The sequence below is a fragment of the Pseudomonas oryzicola genome (assembly GCF_014269185.2).
Taxonomy (GTDB): domain Bacteria; phylum Pseudomonadota; class Gammaproteobacteria; order Pseudomonadales; family Pseudomonadaceae; genus Aquipseudomonas; species Aquipseudomonas oryzicola.
Window position 1 is genome coordinate 101129 of the sequence record NZ_JABWRZ020000002.1, and the last position, 19873, is coordinate 121001.

The 19873-nt window shown below is 63.0% G+C and carries 18 protein-coding genes; 3 read left to right on the top strand and 15 right to left on the bottom strand.

Annotation, left to right across the window (positions count from 1 at the left end; genetic code table 11):
- Positions 1–92: 92 nt before the first annotated feature.
- From rnhB to rpsB, 15 genes are all read right to left on the bottom strand, one after another.
- The gene (rnhB, locus tag HU760_RS18570; protein WP_186679195.1) at positions 93–716 is read right to left on the bottom strand and encodes a ribonuclease HII; all 624 of its coding nucleotides are present in this window, start codon (positions 714–716) and stop codon (positions 93–95) included.
- A 1-nt stretch (position 717) separates the two neighbouring features.
- On the bottom strand, positions 718–1845 hold the full coding sequence (gene lpxB, locus HU760_RS18575; protein WP_186679196.1) for a lipid-A-disaccharide synthase: 1128 nt from the start codon (positions 1843–1845) through the stop codon (positions 718–720).
- Between the two features lies 1 nt (position 1846).
- Complete coding sequence (gene lpxA / locus HU760_RS18580; RefSeq protein ID WP_186679198.1) at positions 1847–2623, bottom strand: acyl-ACP--UDP-N-acetylglucosamine O-acyltransferase; 777 nt, start codon at positions 2621–2623, stop codon at positions 1847–1849.
- A complete protein-coding gene (gene fabZ / locus HU760_RS18585) occupies positions 2620–3060 on the bottom strand; it encodes a 3-hydroxyacyl-ACP dehydratase FabZ (RefSeq protein WP_028634990.1) in 441 nt (146 codons plus the stop codon). Before fabZ ends, lpxA begins: the two co-directional genes overlap by 4 nt.
- 114 nt (positions 3061–3174) lie before the next feature.
- On the bottom strand, positions 3175–4230 hold the full coding sequence (gene lpxD, locus HU760_RS18590) for a UDP-3-O-(3-hydroxymyristoyl)glucosamine N-acyltransferase (RefSeq protein ID WP_186679200.1): 1056 nt from the start codon (positions 4228–4230) through the stop codon (positions 3175–3177).
- Between the two features lies 1 nt (position 4231).
- On the bottom strand, positions 4232–4735 hold the full coding sequence (locus HU760_RS18595) for an OmpH/Skp family outer membrane protein (protein WP_015269197.1): 504 nt from the start codon (positions 4733–4735) through the stop codon (positions 4232–4234).
- 44 nt (positions 4736–4779) lie between these two features.
- Positions 4780–7140 (bottom strand): outer membrane protein assembly factor BamA, encoded by a 2361-nt coding sequence (gene bamA, locus HU760_RS18600; RefSeq protein ID WP_186679202.1) that lies wholly within the window; start codon positions 7138–7140, stop codon positions 4780–4782.
- A 73-nt stretch (positions 7141–7213) separates the two neighbouring features.
- Positions 7214–8566, bottom strand: a complete 1353-nt coding sequence (gene rseP / locus HU760_RS18605) for an RIP metalloprotease RseP (protein WP_186679207.1) — start codon at positions 8564–8566, stop codon at positions 7214–7216.
- Positions 8567–8637: 71 nt separating this feature from the next.
- Complete coding sequence (gene ispC / locus HU760_RS18610) at positions 8638–9828, bottom strand: 1-deoxy-D-xylulose-5-phosphate reductoisomerase (RefSeq protein ID WP_186679209.1); 1191 nt, start codon at positions 9826–9828, stop codon at positions 8638–8640.
- Positions 9825–10640: a phosphatidate cytidylyltransferase gene (locus HU760_RS18615; RefSeq protein WP_186679211.1), complete on the bottom strand. Its 816-nt coding sequence runs from the start codon at positions 10638–10640 to the stop codon at positions 9825–9827. Before HU760_RS18615 ends, ispC begins: the two co-directional genes overlap by 4 nt.
- Positions 10640–11395, bottom strand: coding sequence for a polyprenyl diphosphate synthase (gene uppS / locus HU760_RS18620; RefSeq protein ID WP_186679217.1), 756 nt, complete (start codon positions 11393–11395; stop codon positions 10640–10642). Before uppS ends, HU760_RS18615 begins: the two co-directional genes overlap by 1 nt.
- A 15-nt stretch (positions 11396–11410) precedes the next feature.
- Positions 11411–11968 (bottom strand): ribosome recycling factor, encoded by a 558-nt coding sequence (gene frr, locus HU760_RS18625; protein ID WP_186679220.1) that lies wholly within the window; start codon positions 11966–11968, stop codon positions 11411–11413.
- Positions 11965–12708, bottom strand: a complete 744-nt coding sequence (gene pyrH / locus HU760_RS18630) for a UMP kinase (protein ID WP_186679223.1) — start codon at positions 12706–12708, stop codon at positions 11965–11967. The genes frr and pyrH overlap by 4 nt, the downstream gene beginning before the upstream one ends.
- 181 nt (positions 12709–12889) lie before the next feature.
- Positions 12890–13753: a translation elongation factor Ts gene (gene tsf, locus HU760_RS18635; protein WP_186679226.1), complete on the bottom strand. Its 864-nt coding sequence runs from the start codon at positions 13751–13753 to the stop codon at positions 12890–12892.
- A gap of 187 nt (positions 13754–13940) precedes the next feature.
- The gene (rpsB, locus tag HU760_RS18640; protein WP_046616139.1) at positions 13941–14678 is read right to left on the bottom strand and encodes a 30S ribosomal protein S2; all 738 of its coding nucleotides are present in this window, start codon (positions 14676–14678) and stop codon (positions 13941–13943) included.
- A gap of 415 nt (positions 14679–15093) precedes the next feature.
- Here rpsB and map point away from each other — a divergent pair, with 415 nt between their 5' ends.
- Genes map through dapC form a run of 3 tightly spaced genes read left to right on the top strand, consistent with a single transcriptional unit; the run spans position 15094 to position 19849 of the window.
- Positions 15094–15876: a type I methionyl aminopeptidase gene (gene map / locus HU760_RS18645; RefSeq protein WP_004375406.1), complete on the top strand. Its 783-nt coding sequence runs from the start codon at positions 15094–15096 to the stop codon at positions 15874–15876.
- A 43-nt stretch (positions 15877–15919) separates the two neighbouring features.
- Positions 15920–18622, top strand: coding sequence for a [protein-PII] uridylyltransferase (locus HU760_RS18650; protein ID WP_186679229.1), 2703 nt, complete (start codon positions 15920–15922; stop codon positions 18620–18622).
- 30 nt (positions 18623–18652) lie between these two features.
- On the top strand, positions 18653–19849 hold the full coding sequence (gene dapC, locus HU760_RS18655) for a succinyldiaminopimelate transaminase (RefSeq protein ID WP_186679231.1): 1197 nt from the start codon (positions 18653–18655) through the stop codon (positions 19847–19849).
- Positions 19850–19873 lie beyond the last annotated feature (24 nt).

Sequence of the window (19873 nt, forward strand, 5' to 3'; positions counted from 1 at the left end):
TGCGGCGTCAACCGTAGGAGCGGATTTATCCGCGAAGCAGGCGGCGCGGTGTATGGCTCCGGCTATGCCGGCGAACGAAGCGGGCCCCGGAGTCAGATCAGGGAAGCCGTGACGCCTTCGCGCGCATCCCAGGCCGCCCGCACCGGGGCAAAGGAGCGCCGGTGAATGGGCGTAGGCCCCAGCCGCGCCAAGGCCTCGAGGTGCACCGGGGTCGGGTAGCCCTTGTGCCCACCAATGCCATAACCCGGGTAGATCAGCTCGAATGCGCTCATCTCCCGGTCACGGGTCACCTTGGCCAGGATCGACGCCGCCGCGATGGCCGGCACCTGGCTATCGCCCTTGACTACCGGCGACGCCGGTACGGCCAGTTTCGGGCAGCGGTTGCCGTCGATCAGGGCCAGCTTCGGTGTAATGTGCAGGCCTTCCACGGCGCGCTGCATGGCCAGCATGGTGGCGTGCAGGATGTTCAGACGGTCGATTTCCTCGACCTCGGCACGGGCGATGCAGAAGCTCAGGGCCTTCTCGCAGATCTCATCGAACAGCGCCTCGCGCCTGGCTTCGGTGAGTTTCTTCGAATCGTTCAGGCCGAGGATCGGGCGCGCCGGGTCGAGGATCACCGCCGCCGTCACCACCGCGCCGCACAGCGGGCCACGGCCCACCTCGTCGACACCAGCGACAAGGTCTTCGACCAGGTTGAAGTCCAGTCCAATCTGCATGTCAACGGTCCTTGAGCAGGGCCAGTACCGCCTCGGCCGCCTGGTTGGAGGCGTCGCGGCGCAAGGTGCGGTGAATTTCGTCAAAGCGCTCGGTCTGCTGGCTGCCATTGGCTACCAGTGGCGCCAGGGTATTGGCCAGCGCTTCGCTGGTGGCGTCGTCCTGCAACAGCTCGGGCACCAGCGCGCGCTGGGCGAGCAGGTTTGGCAGCGACACATAAGGGCTTTTTACCAGACGCTTGAGGATCCAGTAGGTCAACGGCGCCAGGCGGTAAGCCACCACCATCGGGCGCTTGTACAGCAACGCTTCGAGTGTAGCGGTACCCGAGGCGATCAGCACCGCGTCACAGGCAGCCAGGGCCTGGTGCGACTGGCCATCGAGCAGGGTCAGCGGCAGTTGGCGCCCTTCGAGCATCTGCTCGATCTGGGCGCGCCGTGCGGCATTGGCGCAGGGCAACACGAAACGCACGCCCGGAACCTGCTGGCACAGCCGTTCAGCCGCATCAAGGAACAATGCCCCCAGGCGCCCGACTTCGCCGCCGCGGCTGCCGGGCATCAGTGCCACCACCGGCCCTTCGCCCAGGCCCAGCTCGGCACGCGCCGCCGGGCGGTCCGCCTCGAGCGGGATGGTGTCAGCCAGTGGATGGCCAACGAAGCGCACCGGCACACCCTTTTCTTCATAGAAGCGTGCCTCGAACGGCAACAGCGTGAGCATCAGGTCGCAGCCTTCGCGAATCTTCAGCACACGCTTTTGCCGCCAGGCCCAGACCGAAGGGCTGACGTAATGCACGGTCTTGATACCCGCCTGACGCAGTTTCAGCTCGATATTGAGGGTGAAGTCCGGGGCATCGATGCCGATGAAGGCATCGGGCCTTTCGCCAATCAGGGTCTCGATCAGCAGCTTGCGGCGTTTGAGCAGCTCACGCAGGCGCCCCAGCACTTCGACCAGGCCCATGACGGCCAGGCGCTCCATGGGGAAATAGGATTGCAGCCCTTCGGCTTCCATCAGCGGGCCGCCAACGCCGATGAACCGCACGTCAGGGTGGCGTGCCTTGAGGGCACGCATCAGGCCTGAACCGAGGATGTCGCCGCTGGCCTCACCTGCGACCAAGGCTACGCAAAGCTGGGCCATGTCAGCGGGTGATGCCGCGGGCGGAGTTCACGATCGACTGACGGAACAGCTCGACCTCAGGATGCTGCGCAGCCAGTTCGTCCAGCTCCTTGAGCGCGTCTTCGACGGTCAGGCCCTGGCGATAGACGATCTTGTAGCAACGGCGCAGTACATGGATGACCTCGTCGCTGAAACCGCGCCGGCGCATACCTTCGAAGTTCATGCTGCGCGCTTCCGCCGGGCTGCCGAACACGGTGACGAACGCCGGTACGTCCTTGCCGATCGCCGTACCCATGCCGGAGAACGCATGGGCGCCGATATGGCAGTACTGATGAACCAGGGTATAACCGGACAGGATCGCCCAGTCGCCGACATGCACATGCCCGGCCAGCGCCGTGTTGTTGACGAGGATGCAATGGTTGCCGATGACGCTGTCGTGGCCGATGTGGGCATAGGCCATGATCAGGTTGTGGTCGCCCACGGTGGTTTCCGCGCGGTCCTGGATGGTGCCGCGGTGGATGGTCACCCCTTCGCGGATCACGTTGTGGTCACCAATCACCAGGCGCGTCGGTTCACCTTTGTACTTGAGGTCGGGCGTGTCTTCGCCGATCGAGGAAAACTGAAAGATACGGTTGTGCTTGCCGATACGGGTCGGACCTTTGAGCACAACATGCGGGCCGATAACGGTGCCCTCCCCGATTTCCACATCGGGGCCAACGATCGACCAAGGGCCGACCTCGACGCCATCGGCCAGCTTGGCCGAGGGATCGATAATGGCCCGAGGATCAATCGAATTCATAGGGAGCGTTCCGCGCAGGTGATCTCGGCCGAGCAAACCGGCTTGCCGTCGACCAGCGCACGGCACTCGAACTTCCAGATCATGCTCTTGCGGCTGAGGAACTTGGCTTCCAGCACAAGCTGGTCACCCGGCAGTACCGGCTGACGGAAACGCAGTTTGTCGGAACCGACGAAGTAGTAAAGAGTGCCGTCGGCAGGCTTGGCATCCAGCATCTTGAAGCCGAGGATGCCGGCAGCCTGGGCCATGGCTTCGATGATCAGGACGCCCGGCATGATCGGGTGCGCCGGGAAATGGCCGTTGAAGAACGGCTCGTTGATGCTGACATTCTTGTAGGCACGAATGCTCTGGGCCTCGTAGTCCAGATCCGTCACGCGATCCACCAGCAGGAACGGGTAACGGTGAGGCAGGTATTCGCGAATCTCGTTGATGTCCATCATTTCGGGGGGGAAGCCTGTAATAAGAATAGGGAGCGCAGGTGCTGACCACACGCTCCTTTTGCAATCCAAAGAGGAGCCAGCTAGCGACTGTTCACTCTTGCTCAGGGAATGGTATCAGCCTTCTGATGTCGGCTGGCCACCTGAGGTCACGGTATCGACGCGTTTTTCCACCTGCTGGAGACGCTTGGCCATGTCGTCCAGGTGGCGGATACGCGCGGCGCTCTTGCGCCATTCAGCCAGTGGCTGCATGGCAGTGCCGGAAGAATAGGCACCCGGTTCGGTTATTGAACGGGTCACCATGGTCATACCAGACACGAAAACGTTATCACAGACATCGATATGCCCCACCATGCCGACACCACCGGCAATGGTGCAATGCTTGCCGATGCGCGTACTGCCGGAAATGCCGACACAGGCGGCCATGGCCGTATGCTCACCGATCTGCACGTTGTGGGCGATCTGGATCTGGTTGTCGAGCTTGACCCCGTCAGCGATGCGCGTGTCCGACAACGCACCACGGTCGACCGCAGTGTTGACGCCGATTTCCACGTCGTCGCCGATGGTCACGCCGCCAATCTGGGCAATCTTGCGCCATACGCCCTTCTCGTTGGCGAAGCCGAAGCCTTCGCCGCCGATTACCGCACCCGACTGGATGACCACGCGCTTGCCGATGGTCACGTCATGGTACAAGGTGACCCGTGGCGCCAGCCATCCACCCTCGCCGATCACGCAACGGGCACCCACTACGCAGTGCGCCCCTACGCTGACATTGGCCGCGATGCGTGCGCCGCTTTCGATGACCGCGAACGGCCCGATGCTGGCGCTGGCATCCACCTGCGCGTCCTCAGCCACCACGGCGCTGGGATGAATACCCGCCACAGCCTTGGGTTTGGGATCGAACAGGTGGGAAATGCGCGCGTAGGCCAGGTACGGATCGGCGACGATCAGTGCATTGCCGGCAAAGCCTTCGGCGTCCGCCGCCTTGAGCAGCACCGCGGCCGCCTGGCTGTTATCCAGGTATTTGCGGTACTGCGGGTTGGCGAGGAAGCTCAACTGACCGGGGCCAGCCTCCTGCAAGGTGGCCAGCCCGGTAATCTGCAGCGCCTCGGGCCCCTTGAGGGTAGCGCCGAGGGCCTCGGCCAGCTGGCCTAGCGTCATGGTCACGGTCATATCAACGGGCTTGGTTCATGCGCTCGATGACCTGGCGGGTGATGTCGTACTGAGGCTTGACATCGATGACCGCGCCACGCTCCAGGACCAGGTCGTAACCACCTTTCTTGATTACTTCCTCGACAGCGCCATCCAGCTTCGGCTTCAGCTGCTTGAGCATGTCGCGGTCGGCAACGGCCTTGGCTTCGTTCAGCTCCTTGGACTGGAACTGGAAGTCACGAGCCTTCTGCTTGAATTCGAGCTCCAGGCGCTCACGCTCCTGCTGCTGCATCTTGTCGCCGCCTTTGATCAGACGGTCCTGGATACCTTTGGCGCTGCTTTCCAGGCTTTTCAGCTTGGTCAGTTGCGGACCGAATTTCTTCTCGGCATCCACCGCGTATTTCTTGGCGGCGTCCGATTCCAGCAGGGCCATCTGATAGTTCAGGACGGCAACCTTCATTTCGGCGAAAGCCGGGGTGGCGACCAGCGCCGCGGCCACTACGGCCAGTTGAGTCAACTTACGCACGATGCACTCCTGGATAAACCGTTGTCATTAAGCGAGGGCCGACCTCAGAAGGTCTGGCCCAGAGAGAATTGGAACACCTGCGTGTCGGCATCGTCCGGCTTCTTGACCGGCATCGCCAGGCTGAAGCTCAACGGGCCCAGTGCAGTAATCCAGGTCACGCCCAGGCCGACCGAGCTGGCCATGCCCGAGAACCCGACCTTCTCGCAATCAGGCTGGTTGCCGCAATTGGTGTCGAACACGTTACCCACGTCCCAGAACACGGAGGTGCGCAGCGAACGCTGGTCCTTGACGAACGGCAACGGGAACAGCAGCTCGACGCCGCCTTGCACCAGCACGTTACCACCGAACGGCAACGGATCCTGGTCCGGGTCGGCGATGGTGCCTGGCTTGCCACCGTTGGCCTCGCCGCGGCTTGGGGTACTGCGTGGGCCCAGGCTGCTGTCCTTGAAGCCACGGACGGAGTTGAAGCCACCCGCGAAGTAGTTCTCGTAGAACGGCAGGCCGGAAGTGCTGCCGTAACCATCACCATAGCCCAGCTCGGTGTGCAGGCGCAGGGTGTAGTCGTTGGTAATCGGCTTGAACAGCTGGCCGCGGTAGTCGAGCTTGAAGAACGACAGGTCGCTGCCCGGAATGGTGGATTCCAGGGTCAGGCTTTGCGAGTGACCACGGGTGGCCAGCACGCCTTTGTTCAGGGTCGACTCCGACCAGCCGATCGAGGCCTTGAAGTTGAGGAAGCTGTCGCCTTCCTGTTCGAGGAAGTCGAAGATCTCGTCAACGGTGTACTTGCCGGTCTTGATCTTGTCCTGCTGCACGCTCAGGCCATAGGTCAGGCGCGAGGTTTCGCTGATCGGGTAGCCCAGGCTGACGCCGGCACCGTAGCTGTCCACCGCATAGCTGGCCACGTCGACATCGAGGTCATCGTAGTCGGTGCTGCGGTAGAAGGCGTTGTAGCCCAGGCTCACGCCATCGGCGGTGAAGTAGGGATCGACGAAGCCGAAGTTGTAGCGGGTCTGGTATTCCGAACGGGTCAGGCCGATCGACACCTTGTTACCGGTACCGAGGAAGTTGCTCTGGCTGATCGAACCACCGAGGATCAGGCCGGCGCTCTGGGCGAAACCGACGCTGGCGGTGATCGAGCCGGAAGCCTGCTCCTCGACGCTGTAGTTGACGTCGACCTGGTCATCGGTGCCCGGCACCGGCGGGGTCTCGACGTTGACTTCCTTGAAGAAGCCCAGGCGCTCCAGACGGGTCTTGGACTGGTCGATCAGGTAGGTCGAGGCCCAGCCACCTTCCATCTGGCGCATCTCGCGGCGCAGCACTTCGTCTTCGGTCTTGGTGTTGCCGCGATAGTTGATGCGGTTGACGTAGGCACGCTTGCCCGGGTCGACCACGAACATGATGTCGACGGTGTGGTCTTCATCGTTCGGCTTCGGCACGCCGTTGACGTTGGCGAAGGTATAGCCTTCGTTGCCCAGACGACGGGTAATCAGATCGGAAGTGGTGGTCATCACCTTGCGCGAGAATACCTGGCCTGGCTGCACCAGCAGCAGCGACTTGACCTGGTCTTCCGGCACCTTCAGGTCACCCGACAGCTTGACGTCGCGGACGGTGTACTTCTCGCCTTCGTTGATGTTGACGGTGATGTAGACGTGCTTCTTGTCCGGCGTGATGGACACCTGGGTGGAGGCAATGTCCATGTTGATGTAGCCGCGGTCCAGGTAGTAGGAACGCAGGCGTTCCAGGTCACCGGACAGCTTTTCGCGGGCATACTTGTCGTCGTTCTTGAAGAACGACAACCAGTTGGTGGTCTTCAGCTCGAACAGCTGCGCCAGGGTCTCGTCGTCGAACACGTTGTTGCCAACGATGTTGATGTGCTGGATAGCGGCGACGGTGCCTTCGTTGATCTTGATCTTCAGCGCCACCCGGTTGCGCGGCTGCGGCACCACCTCGGCGTCGACTTCGGCCGAATAGCGGCCCTGGGCCACGTACTGACGCTGCAGCTCGTTACGCACGCCTTCGAGAGTGGCTCGCTGGAAGATCTCGCCTTCGGCCAGGCCCGATTGCTTCAGGCCCTTCATCAGGTCTTCGGTGCTGATCGCCTTGTTGCCTTCGATCTCGATGCTCGATACCGATGGGCGTTCAACCACGTTGATGATCAGGACATTGCCATCGCGGTTCAGCTGGATGTCCTGGAAGAAGCCGGTCTTGAACAGGGAACGGGTCGATTCCACCAGGCGGCGGTCATCGGCCTGGTCGCCGACGTTGAGCGGCAGCGCACCGAACACACTGCCGGCGGAAACCCGCTGCAGGCCGTTGACGCGGATATCGGAGATGGTGAAGGACTCGGCGTGAACTTCAGCGATCATCAGTGCGGACATGACCGCAGTTAGCAGCAGACGTTTCATGAAGTCCTTTTATTCCAACTGGCAATAAACAACCCGCCGCGACAAAACGGCAGGTTCGCAATTGAGCGAAGCTTTATAGTCGACCCAGATCGTTGATCAGGGCGAGCAACATCACCCCTATGACCAAACTGATACCGATCTGGACCCCCCAACCTTGCACCCGATCCGACAGCGGACGACCGCGCACCCACTCGACCAGGTAAAACAGCAAATGCCCCCCATCCAGAACCGGGATGGGCAGCAGGTTAAGAACCCCCAGGCTTATGCTCAGGTAGGCCAGGAAATTCAGGAAATCCCCGACGCCGGACTGGGCTGAAGCGCCCGCCACTTTAGCAATGGTTATCGGTCCGCTCAAGTTTTTTACCGAGAGCTCCCCGAACAGCATTTTCTTCAGCGATTCAAGGGTCAGGACACTCATGCTCCAGGTACGCGACAAGCCCTCAGCCACCGCGTCCAGCGGGCCGTAGCTGACTTCGCGGAGCATGCTGGCAGGCCATTCGCCACCTTTTACCCCGGCACCGAGATAGCCCCCGGCAGCCTTGCCCTCGCCCTTGCGCGCCAGGGTTACCGGCAACTCCAGGGCAGCGCCGTCACGCTCGACACGCACCAGCACCTTGGCTTGCGGGCGGGCGCGCACGGCGTCGACCACCTGCTGCCACTCGCTCACGGCAATACCGTCGAGGGCCAGCAGCCTGTCGCCGGTTTTCAGGCCGGCGGCAGCAGCCGGCCCTTTCGGATCGATTTCGGCCAGCACCGGCACGATCGCCGGACGCCAAGGCTGCAGGCCCAGGGACTGGATCGGGTCCGGCTCGTCGGCACCCTTGAGCCAGCTGTCCAGCTTCACCTGCAGCTGGCGCTCGGCAGTGGCGCCCTCGTCGCGCACGCCCACCTGCAAGGTACCGCTCTCGCCCAGGCGACGGACCAGCTGCAGGTTGACCGCCGCCCAGCCATTGGTCGGCTTGCCATCGATGGAGACGATTTCCTGACCTGCGGTCAGGCCTGCCGATGCTGCCAGGCTGCCCGCTTCGACGGCGCCGATCACCGGGCGGACCTGCTGGGTACCCAGCATCGCCAACACCCAGAAGAACAGGATTGCCAGCAGGAAGTTGGCAATCGGGCCGGCCGCGACGATGGCAATGCGCTGGCGCACGGACTTGCGGTTGAACGAGTGGTCGAGCAGCGCCGGCGGCACCTCGCCCTCGCGCTCGTCGAGCATCTTGACGTAGCCACCCAGCGGAATCGCCGCGACCACGAACTCGGTGCCATGGCGGTCATGCCAGCGCAGCAACGGCGTGCCGAAGCCCACCGAGAAACGCAGCACCTTGACCCCACAGCGACGCGCCACCCAGAAGTGGCCGAATTCATGGAAGGTGACCAGCACCCCCAAGGCCACGAGGGTGCCGATAATCATGTAGAGCGCTGTCATATCCATCTCCGAATGATGTTCAGCGGGCCGGCGTCATGCCCAGCCCCCTCATGAACCGTGGCGGGCCTGCATCAGCGACCGTGGCGCCTCAGCCATTCACGGGAAAGCTCCCGGGCACGCTGGTCGGCGGCGAACACCGCGTCCAGCGACGGCAGCGGCACGACGGACTCCTGAGCGAGCACCTGTTCGATCATACGCGCGATCTCCGGGAAGCGGATACGCCGTTGGAGAAATGCCTCGACCGCGACTTCGTTGGCGGCATTGAGCACGGCCGGCGCGCTGTTGCCAGCCTCGGCAGCCTGCCGCGCCAGGCGCAGGCAAGGGAAGCGCTGTTCGTCGGGTGCCTGGAAATCCAGACGGGCGATGGCGAACAGGTCCAGCGGGGCCACCCCGGAATCGATCCGTTCGGGCCAGGCCAGGGCGTTGGCGATCGGCGTGCGCATGTCCGGGTTACCCAACTGCGCCAGCACCGAACCATCAACGTAGTCCACCAGGGAGTGGATCACGCTTTGCGGATGCACCACCACCTCGACCTTGGCCGGTGCCGCATCGAACAACCAGCAAGCCTCGATCAGTTCCAGGCCCTTGTTCATCATGCTGGCGGAATCCACCGAAATCTTGCGCCCCATGGACCAGTTGGGGTGCGCGCAAGCCTGCTCCGGGGTGACGTCGAGCAATGCCTCGACGGGCGTCTCGCGGAACGGGCCACCGGAAGCGGTCAGCAGGATCCGGCGTACGCCTACGGCATGCAGGCCACGTGCATAGTCGCCGGGCATGCACTGGAAGATCGCATTGTGCTCGCTGTCGATCGGCAGCAACACAGCGCCGCTGCGCCGCACCGCGTCCATGAACAGCGCACCGGACATCACCAGCGCCTCCTTGTTGGCCAGCAGCACCTTCTTGCCCGCCTCGACCGCGGCGAGGGTGGGACGCAAGCCGGCAGCACCGACGATGGCTGCCATCACGGCGTCGACCTCCGGCGCGCAAGCCACCTGGCACAACCCGGCTTCGCCTTCCAGCACTTCGGTGGCGCAGCCCGCCGCAGCCAGGCCTTCGCGCAGACGGACGGCCGCCTCGGCCACCGGCACCACGGCAAACGCCGGGCGATGGCGCAAACACAGGGCGAGCAATTCGTCGATACGCGAATAGCCGCTCAGGGCGAACACCTGGTAGCGGTCGGGATGGCGTGCGATGACATCCAGCGTGCTCAGGCCGATGGAACCGGTGGCCCCGAGCACGGTAATGCGCTGCGGACGGCTCACATCACACCCCATTCCGCTGCCCACAACAGCACGGCGAAAATCGGGATGGCAGCCGTCAGGCTGTCGATGCGGTCCAGCACCCCGCCATGACCGGGCAGCAGGTTGCTGCTGTCCTTGATGCCGGAGCGGCGCTTGAACATGCTTTCGGTCAGGTCACCAACCACCGACGACATGACCACCAGCGCGGCACCCAACAGGCCCAGCAGGATCTGACCGAAGCTCCAGTCGCGGCTGATACCGACCACCGCCGTGATCACCAGGCTGACCGCCAGGCCGCCATACACGCCTTCCCAACTTTTGCCCGGGCTGACCTGCGGGGCCAGCTTGCGCTTGCCGAAGGCACGACCGGAGAAATACGCACCGATATCGGCGGCCCATACCAGCACCATGACCGACAGGATCAGCCAGTTACCCAGTGACCAGTGCTTGAGCAGCACCAGCCCCTGCCAGGCCGGCAGCAGCACCAGCAGGCCGATCAGCAGCCGGCAGGCGGCACTGGCCCACAGCTCGCTGCTGCGCGGATAGGTCAGCACCAGCCAGGTAGCCAGCCCCCACCAGATCACCGCAGCGCCGAGCACCCACGGCGCCAGCTCGGGAAGGATGTATAGCAGCATCAGCGCCCCGGCCACCACCACGGCATAGGCGATGCGCAGCGGCTGGGCCATCAGCCCGGCCAGGCGTGCCCACTCCCAGGCGCCGAGGGTTACCACAAAGCCGATGAACAGGGCGAAATCCCCGCCATTGAGCAGGAAGAAGCCACCCAGCGCGATCGGCAGCAGGATCAGCGCGGTAATGATGCGTTGTTTAAGCATTAAGCACGAGCTCCAGCCTCGACCTGCTCGCTGGTCTTCCCGAAGCGGCGCTGGCGCGAAGCGAAATCGGCCAGGGCATTGCGCATGGCCTCGTGTTTGAAGTCCGGCCAGTACAGGTCGGAGAAATACAACTCGGCGTAGGCCAGCTGCCACAGCAGGAAGTTGCTGATGCGGTGCTCACCACCGGTGCGGATGCACAAGTCCGGCAGCGGCAGCTCGCCGGTTGCCAGGCAGGCTTGCAGCAGGCCTGGGGTGATGTCCTCCGGGCGCAGGTGCCCGGCTTGCACTTCCCGCGCCAGCCGTTGGGCGGCCTGGGCGATGTCCCACTGGCCACCATAATTGGCCGCGATCTGCAGGATGAAACGGTTGTTGCCGGCGGTCAGTGCCTCGGCCTCGCGCATGGCAGCCTGCAGCTCCGGATGGAAACGTGAACGGTCACCAATGATACGCAGGCTGATGTTGTTCTCGTTCAGCCGCCTGGCCTCGCGACGCAGGGCCGAGAAGAACAGCTCCATCAGCGCACCGACCTCTTCGGCGGGGCGCTGCCAGTTCTCGCTGGAGAACGCGAACAGGGTCAGCACCTCGACCCCGGATTCGGCACACACTTCGATGACCGCGCGAACGGCGTCGACACCCGCCTTGTGCCCGGCAACGCCGGGCAGCAGGCGCTTTTTCGCCCAGCGGTTGTTGCCATCCATGATGATCGCGACATGACGCGGCACCGAGGACGGCACCGCTGGCTTGGTCTTTTCCATTAAAAAACCCCGGCCTTAGACGGCCATCAGGTCCTTTTCCTTGGCTTTGAAGGCGGCATCGACTTCGGCAACGAACTTGTCGGTCAGCTTCTGGATCTCGTCAGCAGCGCGACGCTCTTCGTCTTCGCTGATTTCCTTGTCCTTGGTCAGCTTTTTCAGCTCGGCCAGGGCATCGCGGCGCACGTTGCGCACAGCGACCTTGGCATCCTCGGCAACGCCGCTGGCCTGCTTGGTGTAGCCCTTGCGGGTCTCCTCGGTCAGGGCCGGCATCGGTACACGGATGGTGGTGCCGGCGCTGGACGGGTTCAGGCCCAGGTCGGAGGTGAGGATGGCCTTCTCGATGGCAGCGCTGAGGTTCTTGTCGTGGGCGACGATCTTCAGGGTGCGGGCATCTTCGACGGTGATCGCAGCCACCTGGTTCAGCGGCATCTCGCTGCCCCAGGCCGGGACCTTGACGCTATCCAGAATGCTCGGGTGAGCGCGACCGGTGCGGATTGCCGCCAGGTTGCGACCCAGGGCCTCGAGGGACTTGGTCATGCGCTCCTGCGCGTCTTTCTTGATGTCGTTGATCATGCTTGGCCTTCCTCGATCAGAGTACCTTCAGCGCCACCCACCACGATGTTCAGCAGGGCGCCAGGCTTGTTCATGTTGAATACCCGCAATGGCATCTTGTGGTCACGGCACAGGCAGATTGCGGTCAGGTCCATCACGCCCAGCTTGCGATCCAGCACCTCATCGTAGGTCAGGTGCTCGAACTTCTCGGCATGCGGGTCCTTGAATGGATCGGCAGTGTACACACCATCGACCTTGGTCGCCTTCAGCACCACGTCGGCATCGATTTCGATGGCGCGCAGGCAGGCCGCGGAGTCGGTGGTGAAGAACGGGTTGCCGGTACCGGCGGAGAAAATTACCACATCCCCGGAGTTGAGGTGGCGAATAGCTTTGCGACGATCGTAATGATCGGTGACACCGACCATGGAAATGGCCGACATGACCAGGGCCGGGATGTTCGAGCGCTCCAGCGCATCGCGCATGGCCAGGCCGTTCATCACGGTGGCCAGCATGCCCATGTGGTCACCGGTGACACGGTCCATGCCGGCTGCGCTGAGCGCGGCGCCGCGGAACAGGTTGCCACCACCGATCACCAGGCCAACCTGGACACCGATCCCTACCAGCTGGCCAACTTCGAGGGCCATGCGATCCAGCACCTTCGGGTCGATCCCGAAGTCTTCCGAGCCCATCAGGGCCTCGCCGCTAAGTTTGAGCAAAATGCGTTTATAGCGAGGTTGGCGACCACTCACCTGCTGAGCCATTGCGAGTCTCTCCTGCGGCGTACTTTTAGAAAATTCGTGCGGGCTGTTTTCAGCCTGCTAACTGTAGCGTGGCACCGCTTCGGTGCCAGCGAAGAGGAAGTCGGATAAACCCCTCTCCGTTTTGACAAAGAGGCTGCGCGCGTGAGCGGGCAGCCTCTTTGGGGCGACAGACGGGGCTGTCTTACTGCTTGGCAGCAGCGACCTGAGCGGCAACTTCTTCAGCGAAGTTGTCGACTGGCTTCTCGATGCCTTCGCCGACCTTGAAGTAGGTGAAGGAAACGATTTCAGCACCGGCTTTCTTGGCCAGCTCGCCAACCTTGACTTCCGGGTTCATGACGAATGCCTGCTCGACCAGCGAGGCTTCGGCCAGGAACTTCGAGATACGACCCTTGATCATGTTCTCGACGATGTTTTCCGGCTTGCCGGCGATCTTGTCAGCGTTCAGCTGCAGGAATACGCCCTTCTCGCGCTCGATGGCTTCGGCCGAAACTTCCGACGGCAGCAGGAACTCAGGGTTCGAAGCTGCAACGTGCATGGCGATGTTCTTGGCCAGTTCGACGTCGCCGCCTTTCAGGACAACGGCAGCGCCGATCTTGTTGCCGTGCAGGTAGGCACCGACCACGTCACCTTCAACGCGCACCAGGCGACGGATGTTGACGTTTTCGCCGCACTTGGCAACCAGGGCTTCACGCGCAGCTTCACGCGAAGCGATCAGCGGAGCAGCGTCGGTCAGCTTCTGAGCGAAGGCTTCTTCGAGGCTGTCGGTAACGAAGTTCTTGAAGTCGTCTTGCAGGGCCAGGAAGTCGGTCTGCGAGTTCACTTCCAGCAGGACGGCGGATTTACCGTCGGTCTTGACGGCGATAGCGCCTTCAGCAGCGACGTTGCCAGCCTTCTTGGCGGCTTTGATGGCGCCCGAGGCACGCATGTCGTCAATGGCTTTCTCGATGTCGCCGCCGGCCTTTTCCAGGGCCTTCTTGCAATCCATCATGCCTTCGCCGGTACGCTCGCGCAGTTCTTTGACCAGCGCTGCAGTAATTGCTGCCATTTCAAAATCCTCTTGGAAAGTTTTTCAACCATTCCACCCGTAGATCACGGGCGTTCAATTCTGCAAATCCACTGTGTTTATCTCAGCAGGGCCCATGATGCGGGGCCGATGCTGACAGCAGGATTTCAAGGTGGCAAAAAGGGGGCAGAGCCCCCTTTTTGCGTGCCAAGTCGACGCTAGCGTCTAATTACTCGGCAGCAGGTGCAGCCGCTTCTTCAGCGTAAACTTCGGTGCCGCCGGCAACGTTGTTGCGGCCGCGGATGACTGCGTCAGCCATCGAAGTCATGTACAGCTCGATAGCGCGGATGGCGTCATCGTTACCTGGGATGATGTAGTCAACACCTTCCGGGCTGCTGTTGGTATCGACAACGCCGATAACCGGGATGCCCAGCTTGTTGGCTTCGGTGATCGCGATGCGCTCGTGATCAACGTCGATAACGAACAGAGCGTCAGGCAGACCGCCCATGTCCTTGATGCCGCCCAGGCTGCGATCCAGTTTTTCCAGGTCGCGGGAACGCATCAGGGCTTCTTTCTTGGTCAGCTTGGCGAAAGTGCCGTCTTCGGCCTGGGTTTCCAGGTCGCGCAGACGCTTGATCGAAGCGCGGATGGTCTTGTAGTTGGTCAGCATGCCGCCCAACCAACGGTGGTCAACGTATGGCGAACCGCAACGAGCAGCTTGCTCGGCGACGATCTTGCCAGCGGAACGCTTGGTGCCGACGAACAGGATCTTGTTCTTGCCCTGGGCCAGGCGCTCTACGAACGCCAGGGCGTCGTTGAACATCGGCAGGGTTTTTTCCAGGTTGACGATGTGGATCTTGTTGCGCGCGCCGAAAATGTACTTGCCCATTTTCGGGTTCCAGTAACGGGTCTGGTGGCCGAAGTGCACACCGGCCTTCAGCATATCGCGCATGTTGACTTGGGACATGATAGTTCCTTGATAAGTCGGGTTGGGCCTCCACGTATCCCAATGACCAACCCGCGAATTCTGCAACTCGGGGCACCCAGGTCATCGTGTCGACACGTGTGTGGGTTAAGTGCTGACGGGGTCGTCCCCGAAAGCGGCGCATTTTATACCACAGACAGCGACCGAACGGAACCCGGATACTGTCGCGTCCGTCAGCGGCTTTTGCAGCACCCCGCCAAACAGGCCAGAATGGCCGTATGGAGAGATGGCAGCGTCCACAAGGGTAACGCAATTCCTGTGGGAACTGGCTTGCCGGCGATGGGCTGCACGGCAGCCCAATTCTCCGATGTTATCCCGACCGATCGGCGCCCTGCTCTGCTAGAATCCGGCCTTTCCCGTTTGTTCGCGCCGCATGCGGCGCTGTAGAGAGCCTGTAATGACCGTCACCATCAAGACCGCAGAAGACATCGAGAAGATGCGCATCGCCGGCCGCCTGGCCGCCGAAGTGCTGGAAATGATCGAAGAACACGTCAAGCCCGGTGTCACCACCGAAGAGCTGGACCGCCTGTGCCACGACTACATCGTCAACGTCCAGCAGGCCATCCCGGCGCCGCTCAACTACAAGGGCTACCCGAAGTCGATCTGCACCTCGATCAACCATGTGGTCTGCCACGGCATCCCCAACGACAAGCCGCTCAAGGACGGTGACACGCTGAACATCGACGTCACCGTGATCAAGGACGGCTACCACGGCGACACCAGCCGCATGTTCCATGTCGGCACCGTGCCGGTATGGGCCGAGCGCCTGTCCAAGGTCACCCAGGAGTGCATGTACAAGGCCATCGAGCTGGTCAAGCCGGGCTGCCGCCTGGGCGACATCGGCGAAGTGATCCAGAAGCACGCGGAAAAGAACGGTTTCTCGGTGGTACGCGAGTTCTGCGGCCACGGTATCGGCAAGGTGTTCCACGAAGAGCCGCAGATCCTTCACTACGGCCGCGCCGGCACCGGCATGGAGCTGAAGGAAGGCATGACCTTCACCATCGAGCCGATGATCAACCAGGGCAAGGCCGACACCAAGGTGCTGGGCGACGGCTGGACCGCCATTACCAAGGACCGCAAGCTCTCGGCCCAGTGGGAACATACCCTGGTGGTAACCGCAACCGGCTACGAGATCTTCACCCTGCGCAAGGACGACACCATCCCGCGCACCTCGGCCTGAGCTTACTCAGCCAACGGCCACCCCTCGACAGGAACCTGACGCGATGCCCCAGGTGGATCCCGAGCTGTTCGACCGCGGCCAGTTCCAGGCGGAACTGGCCCTCAAGGCGAGCCCCATTGCCGCCTTCAAGAAGGCCATCCGCCAGGCCGGCGAGGTGCTTGACAGGCGTTTCCGCAGCGGCGGCGAAATCCGTCCACTGATCGAGGCCCGCGCCTGGCTCGTCGACAATATCCTGCAACAGGCATGGAACCAGTTCAACTGGGGCGACCACAGCGGCATCGCCCTGGTCGCGGTTGGCGGCTACGGGCGTGGCGAACTGCACCCGCATTCGGACATCGACCTGCTGATCCTGCTGGGCGCCGCCGAACACGAGCAGTACCGCGACGCCATCGAACGGTTTCTCACCCTGCTGTGGGACATTGGCCTGGAAGTGGGCCAGAGCGTGCGCACCGTCGACGAATGTGCCGAGCAGGCCCGCGCCGACCTGACGATCATCACCAATCTGATGGAAAGCCGCACCATCGCCGGCCCCGAGGCCTTGCGCCAGCGCATGCTGGAGGTGACCGGTACCACGCACATGTGGCCAAGCAAGGACTTCTTCCTGGCCAAGCGCGCCGAACTCAAGGCCCGCCACCACAAGTACAACGATACCGAATACAACCTCGAACCCAACGTGAAAGGCTCGCCCGGTGGCCTGCGCGACATCCAGACCGTGCTGTGGGTGGCCCGCCGCCAGTATGGCACCCTCAACCTGCATGCGCTGGCCGGCGAAGGCTTTTTGCTGGAAAGCGAGAACGAGCTGCTGGCCTCTTCCCAGGATTTCCTGTGGAAGGTGCGCTACGCCCTGCACATGCTGGCCGGGCGCGCCGAGGACCGCCTGCTGTTCGACCACCAGCGCAGCATCGCCGCGCTGCTGGGCTACAGCGACGACAACCCCAAGCGGGCGATCGAGCAGTTCATGCAGCAGTACTACCGGGTGGTGATGAGCATCAGCCAGTTGTGCGACCTGATCATCCAGCACTTCGAAGAGGTGATCCTCGCCGATGACGACAGCGGCACCACCCAGCCGTTGAATGCACGCTTCCGCCTGCATGATGGCTATATAGAAGCTACCCGGCCGAACGTGTTCAGGCGCACCCCGTTCGCCATGCTGGAAATCTTCGTGCTGATGGCCCAGCACCCCGAGATCAAGGGCGTGCGCGCCGATACCGTGCGCCTGCTGCGCGAACACCGGCACCTGATCGACGACACCTTCCGCACCGATATCCGCAACACCAGCCTGTTCATCGAGCTGTTCAAGTGCGAAATCGGCATCCACCGCAACCTGCGGCGGATGAACCGCTATGGCATCCTCGGCCGCTATCTGCCGGAATTCGGCCTGATCGTCGGGCAGATGCAACACGACCTGTTCCACATCTACACGGTCGACGCGCACACCCTCAACCTCATCAAGCACCTGCGCAAGCTGCAGTACACGCCGGTGTCCGAGAAATTCCCGCTGGCCAGCAAGCTCATGGGCCGCCTGCCCAAGCCCGAGCTGATCTACCTGGCCGGCCTGTACCACGACATCGGCAAGGGCCGCCAGGGCGACCACTCCGAGCTGGGCGCGGTGGATGCGCAGAAATTCTGCGAACGTCACCAGTTGCCGGCCTGGGACAGCCGCCTGATCGTCTGGCTGGTGCAGAACCACCTGGTAATGTCGACCACCGCCCAGCGCAAGGACCTGTCCGACCCGCAGGTGATCAACGACTTTGCCCTGCACGTGGGCGATGAAACACGCCTGGACTACCTCTACGTGCTGACCGTGGCCGACATCAACGCCACCAACCCCAGCCTGTGGAACTCGTGGCGTGCCAGCCTGCTGCGCCAACTGTACACCGAGACCAAGCGCGCGCTGCGTCGCGGCCTGGAAAACCCGCTGGACCGCGAGGAGCAGATCCGCCAGACCCAGTCCGCAGCGCTGGACATCCTGGTGCGCGAGGGCACCGACCCGGACGACGTCGAGCAGTTGTGGGCACAGCTGGGCGACGACTACTTCCTCAAGCACACCGCCGCCGACGTGGCCTGGCACAGCGACGCGATCCTGCAGCAGCCGGCCGACGGCGGGCCGCTGGTGCTGATCAAGGAAACCACCCAGCGCGAATTCGAAGGCGGCACGCAGATCTTCATCTACGCCCCTGACCAGCACGACTTCTTCGCCGTGACGGTGGCCGCCATGTCGCAGCTGAACCTGAACATCCACGACGCGCGGATCATCACCTCGAGCAGCCAGTTCACCCTCGACACCTACATCGTGCTGGACAACGACGGCGGCTCTATCGGCGACAACCCGCAGCGGGTCAAGCAGATTCGCGACGGCCTGACCGAAGCGCTGCGCAACCCCGAGGACTATCCGACCATCATCCAGCGCCGGGTGCCACGCCAGCTCAAGCACTTCGACTTCCCGCCGCAGGTGACCATCCTCAACGATGCCCAGCGGCCAGTGACCATCCTCGAGATCACCGCGCCCGACCGCCCTGGCCTGCTGGCCCGGCTCGGGCGGATCTTCCTGGAATTCGACCTGTCGCTGCAGAATGCCAAGATCGCCACCCTTGGCGAGCGGGTGGAGGACGTGTTCTTCATCACCGACGCCGACAACCAGCCGCTGTCCGACCCACAGCTGTGCAGCCGCCTGCAGGAGGCCATCGTCCAGCAGCTGCAGGCCGGCCAGGCCAGCGATACCAGCCCTACCCGCGTGACTTTTTAACGACTAGACGATTGACGAGACCTTGCGCCGATGAACCATGCCCTGACCCAGCTTCAGCCCTACCCGTTCGAGAAACTCCGCGCCCTGCTGGGCAGCGTGAAGCCGGCGGCAGGCAAACGCGCCATCGCCCTGTCGATCGGTGAGCCGAAGCACGAATCGCCGGCGTTTGTTGCCCAGGCCATGGCCGACAACCTCGACAAGCTGGCGGTCTACCCCAGCACCATCGGCCTGCCCGCCTTGCGCCAGGCGATCGGCCAGTGGTGCGAACGTCGCTTTGGCGTACCGGCCGGCTGGCTCGACGCCGAACGTCATATCCTGCCGGTCAACGGTACCCGCGAGGCGCTGTTCGCCTTCACCCAGGCCGTGGTCAACCGCGCCGATGACGGCCTGGTGGTCAGCCCCAACCCGTTCTACCAGATCTACGAAGGTGCAGCGCTGCTGGCCGGTGCCACCCCGCACTACCTGCCGTGCCTGGAAAGCAACGGCTTCAACCCCGACTTCGACGCCGTGCCGGCCGAGGTGTGGCGGCGTTGCCAGATCCTGTTCCTGTGCTCGCCGGGCAACCCCACTGGCGCGCTGGTGCCGATGGCCACTCTGAAGAAGCTGATTGCCCTGGCCGACGAGCACGACTTCGTGATCGCCGCCGACGAGTGCTACAGCGAGCTGTATTTCGACGAAGACGCCCCACCGCCGGGCCTGCTGACTGCCTGCGCGGAACTGGGCCGCAGCGATTTCAAGCGCTGCGTGGTGTTCCACAGCCTGTCCAAGCGCTCCAACCTGCCGGGTTTGCGCTCGGGCTTCGTCGCCGGTGACGCCGAGATCATCAAGCCGTTCCTGCTGTACCGTACCTACCACGGCTGCGCCATGCCGGTACAAACCCAGCTGGCCAGCATCGCTGCCTGGCAGGATGAGGCGCATGTGCGCGAAAACCGCGACCAGTACCGCGCCAAGTACGATGCCGTGCTGGATATCCTGCAGCCGGTGCTGGACGTGCAGCGCCCGGATGGCAGCTTCTACCTGTGGGCCAAGGTGCCCGGTGGCGATGCCGAATTCACCCGCGACCTGTTCGAGGCCCAACATGTAACGGTGGTGCCGGGGTCGTACCTGTCGCGTGAAGTGGATGGGGTGAACCCGGGCGCCGGGCGCGTGCGCATGGCGCTGGTCGCGCCGCTGGCCGAGTGCATCGAGGCGGCGGAGCGGATTCGCGAGTTCCTGCAGAACCGCTGATTCGACAGGGCCCGTACAGTTCTT